This window comes from Flavitalea antarctica (genome assembly GCF_054461535.1).
This window is the reverse complement of the sequence record NZ_JBTLQG010000023.1, coordinates 1-14720: the sequence shown is the minus strand read 5'-3', so window position 1 is coordinate 14720 and position 14720 is coordinate 1. Positions and strand designations below refer to the sequence as shown.

At 44.8% G+C, this 14720-nt stretch carries 8 protein-coding genes; 2 read left to right on the top strand and 6 right to left on the bottom strand.

The features are described 5' to 3' along the window. Positions 1–12 precede the first annotated feature (12 nt). From ACX0G7_RS18250 to ACX0G7_RS18240, 3 genes are all read right to left on the bottom strand, one after another. The gene (locus ACX0G7_RS18250; protein ID WP_458924955.1) at positions 13–1425 is read right to left on the bottom strand and encodes a serine hydrolase; all 1413 of its coding nucleotides are present in this window, start codon (positions 1423–1425) and stop codon (positions 13–15) included. 65 nt (positions 1426–1490) lie between these two features. Next, on the bottom strand, positions 1491–2207 hold the full coding sequence (locus ACX0G7_RS18245) for a 3-keto-disaccharide hydrolase (RefSeq protein ID WP_458924954.1): 717 nt from the start codon (positions 2205–2207) through the stop codon (positions 1491–1493). A gap of 100 nt (positions 2208–2307) precedes the next feature. Further along, complete coding sequence (locus ACX0G7_RS18240; protein WP_458924953.1) at positions 2308–3108, bottom strand: GNAT family N-acetyltransferase; 801 nt, start codon at positions 3106–3108, stop codon at positions 2308–2310. Positions 3109–3626: 518 nt separating this feature from the next. On the opposite strand from ACX0G7_RS18240, the gene ACX0G7_RS18235 reads away from it, so the two are divergent. Beyond that, on the top strand, positions 3627–6212 hold the full coding sequence (locus ACX0G7_RS18235; protein ID WP_458924952.1) for an XrtN system VIT domain-containing protein: 2586 nt from the start codon (positions 3627–3629) through the stop codon (positions 6210–6212). Between the two features lie 4 nt (positions 6213–6216). Continuing rightward, on the top strand, positions 6217–7572 hold the full coding sequence (xrtN, locus tag ACX0G7_RS18230) for an exosortase N (protein WP_458924951.1): 1356 nt from the start codon (positions 6217–6219) through the stop codon (positions 7570–7572). Positions 7573–7695: 123 nt separating this feature from the next. On the opposite strand, the gene ACX0G7_RS18225 is transcribed toward xrtN, so the two are convergent. From ACX0G7_RS18225 to ACX0G7_RS18215, 3 genes are all read right to left on the bottom strand, one after another. Continuing rightward, on the bottom strand, positions 7696–8097 hold the full coding sequence (locus ACX0G7_RS18225; protein WP_458924950.1) for a DoxX family protein: 402 nt from the start codon (positions 8095–8097) through the stop codon (positions 7696–7698). A 273-nt stretch (positions 8098–8370) separates the two neighbouring features. Next, positions 8371–9369 carry a PorP/SprF family type IX secretion system membrane protein gene (locus ACX0G7_RS18220; protein ID WP_458924949.1) on the bottom strand — a complete coding sequence of 333 codons (999 nt, stop codon included), beginning with the start codon at positions 9367–9369 and terminating at the stop codon, positions 8371–8373. Positions 9370–9379: 10 nt separating this feature from the next. Further along, positions 9380–14720: T9SS type B sorting domain-containing protein (locus tag ACX0G7_RS18215; RefSeq protein ID WP_458924948.1), on the bottom strand; the 5341-nt coding region annotated here is incomplete at its 5' end.

Here is a 14720-nt window from a genome sequence, read left to right as displayed (position 1 = left end):
TGTACTTAATCGTTATTGCTTCTCCCAGAGGAACTGCCCGAGCCTTAGTCCGGTAATGTTTCCGGATTTGTCCGCGGCAAATTCATAGTTTATACTGTAACCATTTTTTGCTTCCACTTTAAAACGATTTGTGCCGTCCGGTTTCATCGTTGTGCTTGTTAATAGTTCCTGGCAATAAGTCGAATGAAGCAAATCATCTTTTAAGTAAATATCAATGCTGCCATAACCTCCCGGTAAAACATACTTCCCTGTATATCTTTCGAGGGGAAGCTTTGCTGTCTTTTGATAAGCCGCGGATAGGACATTGGCAAACTGCTCATTGATCCAACCAAAATCGATATCACCACTATTCGTAAGGATAACCCAGCCTATTTTGCTTGCCGGGTTAAAAACAGCGATGCTTCGATGTCCCGGGAAACCACCCTCATGTAACACATAGGGATATGCCGGTTTCCATGCGATTTTGAGTTGCCTCATCATACCGCGGCTCTCAGTTTTTAGTATTTTATCTCCATCATCATATTGGGCCCTGATATATTTGGTCATATCTGAGGCTGTAGAGTACATGCCCCCGGGATAAATAGCAGCATTCACCTCAAACAAAGGTGTTTCAAAAGTTTTCCCGTTTTTTTTATCAATTCGGTATCCTTTCGCAACTTCGGTACCGATCCGCGGCTCAGTTAAAAATCCTGATTCGGTCATCCCCAGAACGTCAAGCACATTGGTCTGTATATATTTGCTGAAAGATGTTTTTGCTGCCCTTTCAATGGCAATCCCCAACAAAGTATATCCCAGGTTAGAATAGTGTCGGTCATTGTGGTGCATAAAATCATAGGGCGGGTAATCCAGCTTCATATATTGTAATGAGTGCAGCACTTCTTTGTTGGTTGCAAAAGGTTGTATAGGGTATGCACCATCCGTTAACATCCATCTTTCAAATGAGAAAGTAAAAGCGGTGTCTGCAGGTGAGTTGCGGGGCAGCCCTGATGTATGTGTCGCCAGCTGAAGCAGGGTAGTGGGTGTTGTGCTGTTATAGGTCGACCTGACCTTGTACTCCGGGATGTATTTTCGGACATCATCATTCAAACCAACTTTGCCCTGTTCGACAAGCTGCATGAACATGGTTGCAGTGAAAGTTTTTGTGATCGACATGATCGGGAACTTTGAGTCTGCTTTCGCTACCACCTGCTGACGCACGTCTGTGTAACCGGATGCGTGTTTGTAAACAATGTCCTGATCATGGATAATTGCAACGTTTATTGCCGGCGGCTTAGAGGTAGCCATAAATTTCGTCACAACCTGGTCAAGTTTCTGTATCACAGAATCAGGTAACAACTGGTGGGCTTTCAGTGATGCTGGAACAAAGCACAGGCCCAATATTACACAAGATGTAAAAACAAGGAAAACCCGGTGTGATTTATGCATACAGACTATTTAAGTCATTGGACGCTGCCCGGGTCAATTCGTTACAAACTATAGCAAATGATAATTTAGAGAGGTCTTATCTTGATGTTTCTCCACTCACTCGAACCGGGATGTTGTTGAAGGGCGATTTTTCCATTCGGTACTTTTGCGAAGTTTGCAAAAGGTTTAGCCGCAAATTTACTTTTAGCAACCCGTTCATTCCAATCATCGCTCCCGATCTGGCCATCATAGGTTTGGATACCGTTCAGCCAAAGCGTAAGATGGCCTTTGTTCTGCACGATCCTGACTTTGTTGAATTCGCCGACGGGCCGCGGTTTGGAGACAGTTGAATCGCCTGCAAGGTCATATAAACATCCTGCCAGGTGGTTTTGTTTCTTATTGTCAGAGGCGTAAATGTTATCTAAAACCTGCATCTCCGGACCAGTCAGGTAAGTTGCCGGGAATTTCGGGTCTTCCTGTATATTGAAAATGATTCCGCTATTACCGCCTTTTGAAATCTTCCACTCCAATTGCAACTCATAGTTTTCAAACGCTTCATTTGTGACCAGGTCACCACCGCCGCTTCTTGGTTTAGAAGTATCAAAAATAATAACACCATTTCTCACCTGCCATTTTGAACCTACAGTGTCACGCAGGTAAGTATGCCAGCCATTGGTGGATTTACCATCGAAGAGCAGTTTCCAGCCTTGCTTTTTCTCCTTCCTGGTTAGCGTATTAGGCTTCTGGGCAAACATGCTGATTATGGACAATATCAAAACCAATAAGATGGACAACTTTTTCATGAAACACATTTTGAGATCGCTAAATTAGGAAATTGATGCACCTGACCAAGAGGCAATTCGTTCTTGCAGTATTAAAATATAGTGAAACAGCACTATCAGGTCAAAGTAACTTATTTCGTGTAATTGTTTTCTGCATGCTGAAAGATGTAGAGAATCCGTAACGGCGGTAAAAATGGGCAAGGTTTGGACCTGTATGCAGTGCAACCGTAGAGTGATCCGGTGCATAATTTTCCAGCCAGTCGTTAATATGTTTCAACATGGCAGAACCTATCAGTTTTCCCTGCCATGCAGGGTGAACAATTACGTTTTTTATATAATACAAACCTGCGCTGTCACTAAAAAGAAAAGCACAGCCGATAACTTCCTCATCGTTTCGTTTTTTGGCAATAACACTATATGCAATATTGGCCGGGTCGCCAACAACTGCCCGCTGGCCCGGCACCTGGGCAGCCCATCCAACAGATCTCATAAGGCTTTCAAGCTGATCAACTGTCGGTATACCGGGAATAATTTCAATATCCTCCGGCATCCGTTCGGCGCTTTTCAACCGGTGTGAAATGCCATGACCAAAACGTATCCGATGTCCATCGGGATCCCCGACCAGCATCTCGCGCATGCCCCAGTCGAAACTTTGAGGTGGATTGATAATGGTTGCCCCACGGGCGGTTATCTGTTCATGATAAGCATCTACATCTTCCACATTTATTGCCAGCCATGTACCAGGATTGCCTTGTCCATCTTTACAAAAAAATATTCGCACATCTCCCAGGTCTACACCGCCGAAAGTTGCTGGTTCATCCCAGGTCCAACTGTTTTTGAAACCCAGCACTTCAGTGTAGTAACGGATGCTTGCGTGTACATCAGCAGAAGAAAGAATTGGTATGATGGACTCGAAATTCACTGCATTTTGAAGTTATCAAAAATTCGCTAAAAGCCAAAGAAATGGAAACTTATGGACCATTTAAAGACTAAACTGTCTCTCTGGTCGCGGCCCGATGCTTAACGCCCGATTGATCAGCCTAAAAAGTACAGTGTGAATTCATTGACTCATCACTAACGACAGAATCGTCAAATATTTGTTGAAGATTTATTTGGAAGTCAGGAAAACATTATTAGCTCTGAGATACAAAGTGCTTTACGGATTACACAGTCCACTTGTCCAGTTGCAGCCTTTTAGTGAAATTGAGAGCCGGAAGTTTTTTCGGAATTGATCCAGGTCACCCTTTAATATATACAGGCTATTATTGATCGGCCTGCAGCGTAGTCCTGGTATGCATCTTGTGCGGATCGCGGAAATCCTGAAACAATCAGTTAGTTAATTGTAATCAGCCAAATGGAAATCAAATCGTGGGTTTTGGCTTTTTTCATGGTCAATCACTTTGTAATTCAAAGCACTTTATAAAACATAAACATTACAACATGGATACTTTAACAAGCATTGCCCCATCACCGAAGAGATTGCAACGGACAATCCCGGTTATACCCGGGCCCGCCCCAGCACCTGTCAGATCAGGCTACATATTACTTCTTCTATCTTCGGTTCTTTACGGGATGTGCGAGTACTACAACGTGAAGGAAAATCTTTTCCTGTTCTTTTTTCTCCACTACAGCACTGCAATCGTGTATACGTTCGTACTTATATTCAACAGTTCCTTTGGAATTAAAAGAAGCTGGAAAAAAGAAAATACGAATAGAACGGTGATTCTTTTAAACCTCTACCTGCTCTCTGCATTTGCATTAAACAGGGAGCTTACCGTCTTTGAAAATTCTGTGAGCTGGCTTTGTGTTTACATCCTCCTTAGTTCCGTCACCTTGTTGAGCTTTGCTTACGTTGACAGATTACCCCTTTGGGTGAATAACCTGCAGTATTTTCTTTTGGGAACCGCAATAACACTTTATCTATACCTGGCGTTGTATGTTGTTAACTTTTATCCTGTTGGTTCATTGGGAGTCATCTTTTTCGGAATAGGGGGGCATATATTCGTTCCGCTGATATTGTTGATCACTTCAATCACTTTGTTTCTGCATTTTAGAACACAGCGAATTCATAATATCTCAGTTGCCGCCGGCTTTCTTATTCCAACTTTTGCGGCAATCGCGTTTACGATTGAATGGAACTCCAGGATTTCCAACATTGAAAGGATAAGTAATCAGTCACCCTTATACGAAAACGCTGAGCTACCCTCATGGCTGAAGATTGCTGAGGTACTGAAAAATGATTGGATCTCAGACAGGATTTTCAAAGCAGACCTTGTATTCACAACTGCCGACACGGACTTTAACGAATGGCGTTTTATGCCGCAGACCTTTTCATGGGGCGAGCAGAAAAAACATGACCCGCTGGTTTATCTTGCCAGTCTTAGTTCAAAAATCACGCTTGCTTCAGATGAACGGATTAAAGTACTAAGGGCTATCTCAGATAAGCGGCATCTTTCAAACGAAAGACTTTGGTCGGGTGACAATTTAACCACATCATATATACTTAGCGACATTGATATTTATGCTGATCTGCGACTGACGTATACGGAACAGTTTTTTAACATCCGTAACAATAGCTTGCGAAACGCATCCCGCACAGACACTGAGGAAGGAATTTATACTTTTTATTTATCACCAGGTTCAGTAGTGACTTCGCTTTCTCTCTGGATCAATGGAAAAGAAGAAAAGGCAATACTTACTTCCCGCCAAAAAGCAACTAAGGCATATCAAACCATAGTAGGTGTTGAGCGCCGGGATCCTTCGGTGGTTCACTGGCAGGAAGGAAATACAATTACTGTCCGCGTTTTCCCCTGTACCAATGATGAGGAACGAAAATTTAAGATTGGCATCACATCACCCCTCCATGTTCAGGATGGACAGGTAGTATATAAAAACGTCTTATTTGATGGGCCCGATCCCTCTGATGCCGCCGCCACCACGAGGATCCGGTATATCGGAGGTGATGGTACAATGGGAGCACCTTCAAATTTTCTAAAAAATTTGAAGGGTGAATATATTTCGGAGGAAAGATATGATCCCAATTTTACTTTTTCTTATCGGGCTGCCCCAGTGAAGTCAAACCATTTCAATTACAACGGCTATTCCTATTCAGTGAAAGAATTTCAGCCTGGCAAAGTTAATGTGACAATTGAAAGTGTTTTTCTCGATATCAATAAAAGCTGGACGAATACCGAAGTTGCTGAATTACGAACATTGCTTAAAGACCGCCAGGTATTCGGTTCCCAGGATGATCAGTTCGTAAAACTTACAGATGCCAATTGGTCAGCCGTAACAAATGCAATGAAAGCGCGCAACTTTTCATTGTTTCCGTTTCATAAGGTTCAGGACACGGAGCATTCATTGGTGGTGTCAAAAGGAAACCGGTTATCTCCCCACCTGGCAGATATAAAAGAAAGCAAATTTGCGGATGGTGTAAATGGGTTTTTTGCCCAGGGCAAAAAGGTAAGAGTCTTTAATATCACCGGGGCAAGATCAACCTATATAGCCTCTTTGGCTGAGCTGCGTGGAATAGACCTTTGTGTTGGAAAAGTCAGCCATTTGCAGGAATTGCTCCATGAGGGAATTTATACGGAGGCGGGTGAAAATGATGATGTTGTTGTATTGCCGGAAGCAGGTGTCAAAATAACCAGGACGAGTGATTCCATAAGCCCTAAGGGCGGTGATGCACCGGATCACCTGGCCCGCTTATTTGCTTATAACAATATTATGAGGAAGGTTGGCGTAAGCTATTTCAATGATGACTATATCAATGAAAGCCTGGTGCAAGAGGCGGCAACTGCTAATGTTGTTTCACCGGTATCAAGCTTAATCGTACTTGAAACCCAGGAAGATTACAAAAGATTTGACATTAAGAAAACGGGTGATGGTTTACAAAATGCTGCCCGCGAGTCATCCGGGTCGGTCCCCGAGCCGCATGAATGGGTATTGATCATTATGTTTCTTGTATTTGCCTTGTATATGAAAGTCAGGAATCAATCATTGCAATCACCCAGGCAATATCTATAAAAACATGCGTACTATACAAGGACTAAACAGAAGATTTGTTGGTCTGGACATCAACCTGAGGGGCATTAACTTTTATTTCAGTAGCTGTATCATTTTTGCATTTGTCGGAGCAGCATTTGCATTTCCTCTATCATATTTATCCTCGACCAATGTGACGCTCGGACTTGTTATAGCGCCTGTCAGTTTGTATTGTTCCACTAAAAAAAGGTTCAACGGGGTTTATTTTCTGGCGATGGTGGTGTTTGCTACGGTTTCATACACTTACGAGGTAAAAATATTTTACTTTTTCGCCCTCGCGTTTTTCTTACTGACGTTATTGGAACTTTATGTCGGGAAGTGTGATAAGATCATTTTGTTCCTTTTTTTATTCATGTCTCCCTTTTTTCACCAGGTCATAGCGATAATGGGTTTTCCCATACGGCTCGGGCTGAGTGCAGTCGCAGGAAACATTCTGATGGCTGCCGGAGTTAATGTGGAGGTTGAAGGGAATCTGATGGTACTTAATGGATCCGCGTTTTCGGTGGATGAAGCCTGTATGGGTTTAAATATGCTTTCAACATCCATGCTTATGGCGGTATTTTCTTTAGGGTACAGATACAGGATCCATAAAAACAGGTTATCCTTTAGTAAGCTTATTCTCTTTTTTTCTATTGTATTTTTATTGAATATAGTTTGCAATCTCCTTAGGATAATTGTACTCGTGGCATTCAGAATTGAACCTGAAGATCCGATGCATGAGATCATCGGTCTGCTTTGCTTTTCTTCTTACATTATGGTTCCTGTCTTTTTTCTCAGTTCATGGATGATCAGGAAAGCACGGATTGCACGAGTTTCAGTGCATGCTGGAAATGCCGGCAGATCGTTTCTTAGTCCATTCCTGTTTTTTGTCTCTCTGATTCTCCTGTCGCTTGGCGTTTATCTCAACATAATCAAACACAGAAATGAACGGTTCTTAAGTTCTTCTATTGTTGTGCCGGGATTTGAATCCGCAGCGATCAGTGATGGCATAACGAAACTATTTAACCGGGAGACCCTGGTTTATATAAAACCAATCCCGGAATTCTTCTCAGGAGAACATACCCCCCTCATATGCTGGCGGGGTGGCGGCTACTCTTTTAAAGGAGTGAAAAAATCAGCTGTTAATGGGGTAGAGGTGTATACGGGTAAGTTGTCGCGGCCCGGTGAAGTATTGTTTACTGCCTGGTGGTACAGCAACGGGAAAACCATAACAATTAGTCAACTGGACTGGCGCTTCCGTATGTTAAAAGGAGAGGAGAAGTTCAGGCTTGTGAATGTTACCGTAGGAGACGAGGCATCACTCGTAAAAAGCATTCAATTTTTTATGAACCAGGAGTTATAGCTGCCTTACCTTGCAAGTGGGGATTGAGCAAATGATATAGCATTTTCGAAGAATGAGCAGATTTAAGACCAGTTACATTGCCCAATAAGCCTGTTAAGAAGAATGGGATTGATACCATTGATATCATGCCATAGCAGCTTGCCGGTATTCAGTGGTGTGTGGCAATTGTTTTTTCCAGAAGATATAGGAAAACACTCCCAGTAAAATGGGAAGGAAAATAAAAAACACACCCGGGTCTACTTTTTGAGCGACTGATATGACTGAATAAACGGCTCCGGCCAGGTCGAAAAACAAACCAGCGTAAGCCCACTCTTTTATTTTTACCAAACCAGGTACAAGGATAACTATTGCACCAATAACCTTTGCGACACTTATGAACTGGATAAAATAAACGGGATATCCGAGATAGCCGTTCAGAAACTCAACAGATTGTTTGGAAGGCTCGATGCCTGGTATTCCAGACCATATCATGAAGGCGGCGAAAAGTACAGTAAAGACCCAGTAAAGGATTTTTGTGCGTTTCATAAAAAAGCATTTTAGTGGTTTGACAATCCAAAATTAGGTTGGTTACTGTACAAACAACGTCCTGCAATACGCCAATTTTCGGGGTGATTTGCGACAAACAATTCAGCAGGACCGGATCGGCCTGTTGTTAAGATGCTAAATACCTATTTTAAAATAGATCAATACCAGTCTTAAGAGTAGGTCAATACCAGTTTAGAATTGATTAATAGAAGTTTTAAAAATGGAACATCCAGGTTCAAAAATGAAATAAGAGGAGTTTTATCGATTAACAGATCAATACCAGGGAAGGGCTTCTTTCAATTCATTTTTATTTGGAGCGGTAAACAAAATCGTGAGCTCATAACCATTTCTGATTTCAGCTCCTGTCTTTTTAGAAGATGTGGTGTAATCATAAGTAAAGCCGACCTGGAATCCATTTTTATGAAAACCAATATAAGGAATGATAGCATCGTTTAGTCGATACCAGGCTCCAAACCTTATGTTGTTTTGTTCACCTTCATTTAATTGTATGCCATAAGCTGCACCAACAGTAGTGGAACTGGCTTTCGCCTGTTGCATATAAGTGAAGGAAGTATATACTGTCCCGGTTGTGCCGGAATGAAACTGAGCGCCGCCCTGGGCAACAAACCGTGTTGGCATTTTAAATTCGTCAACAAAAACATTGTCTTCATGCTTCAGAATGTTGTAAGCAGAAACCCCTCCAAAAAAGGAAACGTTATCGGTTTGTGCTCTGTACAACAAACCGGTATTGAGATCGAAATAATTTTTCCTGAAATACTGGAAGGTTTCACCGATAGGGAGGGCCGGGTTATAACCCGATCCTCCGAACTGTGAATCAAACGAGAGTTTATTATAATCGAGTTCACGTTGATGGTAGGTGCCCTGGAAGCCAAGTCCCAGGCTATGTACCTTGTTTGCGTCAAGTCCTACATTATATGCTGCACTGAATCCAACGGAATTGGTGACCAATGCTCCGTTTAACGCCTGGTCGTTCATGACGTATAAGCCTATACCGGCTTTATGACCGTCCGTGAGTTTTTCTTTAAAGGGGCTGATATCTGCCGATATGTATCCCGTGAGATACGGGCTGCCTCCCGAAAGGCCTTGTGCCCTGAAATTAGATGCCAGCCTGTAAGGACCTTCCATCACCCCGGTGTTTGCGGGGTTTGTAAGAAGGGGAGTACTAAAAAACTGGGAGAAGTGGTATGATTGTCCACTGACATCCGTAGCTAAGAATAGTACAAGGCATAGATAACTTAAAGTGTTTTTCATGTTTTTAAGTTTATCGTATTAAGATTGTTTTACCACTCGCTTTAATGGTTTTGCCATTGTTATCAACACATTCCAGTATCCAACTATAGGTTTCCATAGGTTGACGTACTCCCTTGAATACACCATCCCATCCTTCGCCAATAACAGTGGTCTGGAAGACCAGCTGACCCCATCTGTTAAATACTTTGAAATACCTGAACTGTTTAACATTGATAAACTTCGGAGCCAGCTTATCATTCAGATTATTGTTGTCAGGTGTAAACGCCTTCGCCACGAATACTACAGTTTCAGTACAACTGTTAACAGTAAGGGTAACAACATTGGATGACCTGATCTTACAGGTACCATTGTCGATTACGACTGTATACCTGGCCGCTGTGTTAGCTGAGTATGTTTTGCCCGTAGCACCCGGAATGAGTGTGTCATTTCGATACCATTGATAAGCTACTCCGTCGGAAGCAGTCAGCACCTGGCTTGTTCCCGCACAGATCGGATCAACAGTTGCAGGGGTGATTGTTCCCGGAGTTCCGGCAGGCGATGCAATGGTTACAGTGACATCCTTTGTACAACCTGCAGCATCTTTAACAGTAATCACATGCTCACCACCAGGCAGGCTATCAAAGGTTGCGTCTGGTCCATACTGCCCATTGTCGATCTTATACGTGTACGGAGCGGTTCCACCGGTTGCGGTCACTGTCGCTGTGCCGCCTCCGCCTGAACAAGGAACATCGGTTTTGGTGACAGTCGCCGCGACTGTATTACCGACTTGTTCGATGGTGACCTTCAGGTCTTTTGTACAACCAGCGGAATCTTTGACGGTAACAACGTGTTCGCCGGCAGCAAGATTGTCAAAGGTTGCTGCTTGCTGATATGGCCCGGTGTCCATTTTGTAGGTGAATGGTGCATTACCGCCAGTTACTGAAATTGTCACTGAACCAGTATTGCCACCGGAGCATGGCACATCAGTTTTAGTTGCTATTGCCGGGTTTATAGTATTGTTGATCTGTGCAATAGTTACAGGGACGTCCCTGGTACAGCCTGCTATATCCGTTACTGTAGCAACATAATCACCAGCCGCGAGATCGTTAAAGACACCGGTGTTTTGATTTGGCCTTGTACCAATCTTATACTGTAAGACACCTGAACCACCTGTTGCAACTATGGTAACAGATCCGACGTTTCCACCGGCACATGGTACATCTTTCTGACTGCCAATTCTTGCGATGATAGTATTATCTACCTGGTCAACTACAACAGTTGTATCCTTTGTGCAACCAAGGCTATTTCTGATGGTGATCACATACCTGCCTGCTGCCAAACCATTGAATGTGCCGCCTGGCTGGTAAGCCCCGCTGTCAAGTTTGTACGTGTATGGTGTGGAACCACCGCCACCTTGTACCGTTATTGAACCCGTGTTTCCACCAGTGCAAGGGACGTCAGTTTTTGTTACAGTCGCCGTCACCGTATTGTTTATCTGGGTGAGGGTAACAGCTACCTCATTGGTACAGCCTGCTGCATCTCTGACCGTAATCACATGACGACCTGCCGGCAGACTATTAAATGTATTAGAGGTCTGATATGCAGCACTGCCAATTCTGTATTCGTAAGGCGCTGTTCCGCCGCTGCCAACAACTGTGATTGACCCTATATTGCCCGACGCACATCCAACATCTGTTTTGGATCCCAGGGTAACTGTGACCGTATTGGGGATCTGCGAAATTACCAGTGTTGTATCCCTTGTACAACCACCGGCATCTCTCACCGTTACGGTATAAGACCCTGCCACCAGTTCTGTGAACGAACCGCCAGGCTGGTACGGACTTGTGCCCAACCTGTATTCATATGGGGCTGTACCACCAACACCTGTTACGGTTATTGATCCGGTACCGCCTGAACATGGGATATCAATCCTGGAAATAACCGATGGTCTGACGGTGTTGGGTGTCTGGACTATAGTTATAGTTGTATCCTTTGAACATCCGGTCGCATCCCTGACGGTGATGATATGTTGTCCCGCTGCAAGGTTAGTAAACGTTGAATTTCCGCTGAATTGACCGCTGCCAAGTTTATATGCATAAGGAGCCGTGCCACCGCCACCCGTAACGCTAACTGACCCGCCATTACCACCTGCACAAGGGATGTCTGTTTTATTATTGATAGTGGCAGTGATTGCATTCGGTAATTGATCAATGCGCACCGTTAAATCCCTCGAACAACCCAGTGCATCCTGTACAGACACTATATACTCTCCTGGAGCAAGGTTACTAAACGTATTTGCCGAACCATATCTGCCCGTACCGATTTTGTATTCGTAAGGTGCAGTACCGCCGCTTCCGGATATAGTTATCGAACCTGTGTTACCACCCAGGCAGGAAACATCGGTTTTCGAATTAAGTACAGCAACAACATTATTATTTATCTGACCTATTGTCACAGGGACATCTTTTGTACAACCCGCAGCATCTTTTACGGTGATTATATAATTACCTGCTGGCAATCCGATAAATGTACCGTCAGCTCTGTACTGTGCGGTTCCCAGTTTATATTCATATGGTGCCGTACCGCCTGTGCCGGCTATTGTTATTGAGCCAGTATTGCCACCTGAGCATGGAACGTCTCTTCTTGCAACCACGGTACCATCAACGGTATTATTCAATTGGGCAATGGTGCCGGTAACGTTGCTGGTGCACCCATTGGCATCCCTCACGGTTATGATATGTGCACCGGCGGCGAGATTATTGAAAACTCCTGTCGGCTGGAATGCACCTGTTCCTAATCTATAAGTGTAAGGCGCGGTGCCTCCGCTACCTGCAACCGTCAGTGTACCCACATTTCCACCTGAGCATGGAACGTCAGTTTTTGCGACCACGGTACCAACAACGGTATTAACTGCCTGCTCGATGATTATAGCCACATCTTTCGTACAGCCGCCGGCATCTCTGACTGTTATATTGTAACTGCCAGCTGCAAGACCGTTAAAGACACCAGTTGCCTGGAATGCTGCACCGCCCAGGCTATACTGGTAAGGTGCAGTACCGCCGCTACCAGCAACGGTCACGGACCCGGTACCACCGGTACATGGAATATCTGTTTTTGAAGTCACCACCGGTAACACCGTATTATTCAACTGTACTATGGTAACGGCTATATCGCTGGTGCAACCGTTGGCATCTCTTACGGTGGCGATATAATTACCAGCAGGAACGTTGCTGAAAGCCGGACTCGCCTGGAAAGCTCCCGCCCCAAGTTTATACGTATACGGAGGGGTGCCACCGCTGCCGGTTATGGTTACGGAACCTGGTGTTCCGGCGCAGGAGACATCAACCTTCGATGCTACTCCCGCAACTACTGTATTGGGTACCTGTGTTATTGCGACTGCGAGATCACGCGTACATCCGTTGGCGTCTCTCACCGTAACAATATAACTACCGCTGGCAAGGCCGGTGAAGACACCGGTAGCCTGGTACGCTCCGTTATCCAGTTTATATTGATATGGTGCAGCACCACCGTTAGCACCTACACTAAGTGATCCAACGTTGCCACCTGAACAAGGTACATCGGTTCTTGAAACTAATACTGGGGTTACTGTGTTTGGTAAAGCCACAATATTTACGTTCACATCCCTTGTACAGCCAAGTGCATCCTGAACCGTTATTATATAGTTTCCTGCCGGAAGATCTGTGAATGTTGATCCGGCCTGGTATGCACCAGTGCCTATCTTATAAGTATAAGGCGACGTACCACCACCAGCTGTTACCGTTACTGAACCCGTTCCCCCTGTACATGGTATGTCGGTCTTAGCGGCGACTGCCACGGTCAGGGTGGTGGCAAGTTGTGAAATAGTTACCGGGATATTTGCTATACAGCCAACCGCGTCGCGGACACCGATGGTATAACTACCGGCTGGAAGATCGGAGAAAACATTGCCGGCCTGGAACGCACCATTGCCGATGCGGTATTCATATGGTGCTGTGCCGCCACTGCCTGCAACTGTTACCGATCCTGTATTACCTGTACACGCGATATCAGTCTTGGCTGTTATGCTACCTGTTACCGTGTTTGCGGTTTGAACGATGGTTATCGTTGTGTCCTTTGTACAACTGTTTGCATCACGTACGCTGACTGCATAAGTGCCGACTGCGAGGCCGCTAAATGTTCCGTTGGGCTGATAGATTCCTGTTCCCAGCCTGTAATTATAGGGTCCTGTTCCACCGGTACCGCTTATGGTGAATGAGCCGGTACTTCCCGGGGCACAGCTAACATTGGTTTGTGCGCTGAAGACTGCGCCGACAGTATTGTTCAATTGCACGATGGTGACAACTGTTGCATTGGTACAACCGGCAGCATCTTTTGCTGTAATGGTATAATTGCCTGCAGCCAGGTTATTAAATACTGGAGCAGTCTGGAAGGCCGCGGCCCCAAGTTGATAGGTATATGGAGCCGCTCCACCTGCACCCGCCACTGTAATGCTTCCATCATTTCCTGCACAGGAAACATCGGTTTTTGAAACGAGACCTACAGTTACTGTACTTCCTGCCGCTACAATGGTTATGCTTGTATCCTTTATACACTGGTTCGCATCACGGATATGAATGGCATAGGTTCCTGCTGCAAGATTGCTGAATAAACCACTGGTCTGGTAAGCACCGGTGCCTAATGCGTATTGATATGGTGTGGTGCCACCACTACCGGTAACCGTTATAGCACCGGTGTTTAGCCCGGCGCAGGTGACATCGGTTTTGGTCATCGTAGCTGTAACGGTATTGTTTAGTTGAGTGATGGTTATGTTAGCAGTATTGGTACAGCCAGCTGCATCCCTTACAATAACGGTATGCGCTCCTGCAGCCAGGTTGCTAAATGTTCCTGAGGATACAAACGCACCGGTACCATCTAACTGGTAAGTATAAGGTCCGGTTCCACCGGCACCGGCTACAGTAACTGCACCCGTGTTTCCACCGGCACAGGATACATTGGTCTGGCTGGTGATGCTTGAAGTAACGGTGTTCACTGCGGCTGCAATGGTAACAACAGGAAGATCGGTGATACAAAGATTTGCATCACGTACATGAACCGTGTAATTGCCTGTTGGCAGGTTGGTAAATGAACCACTCGTTTGGTAAGCCCCGGTACCCAATGCATATTGATATGGTGGCGTTCCACCGGCACCGGTAACCGTTATGGAACCGGTATTTGGTCCGGCACAGGTGACATCAGTTTTGGTGGTGGTTCCTGTAACGGTATTGTTCAGTTGGGTGATGGTTATGTTGGCAGTATTGGTACAGCCAGCTGCATCTCTTACGATAACGGTATGCGCTCCTGCAGCCAGGTTGCTAAATGTTCCTGAGGATACA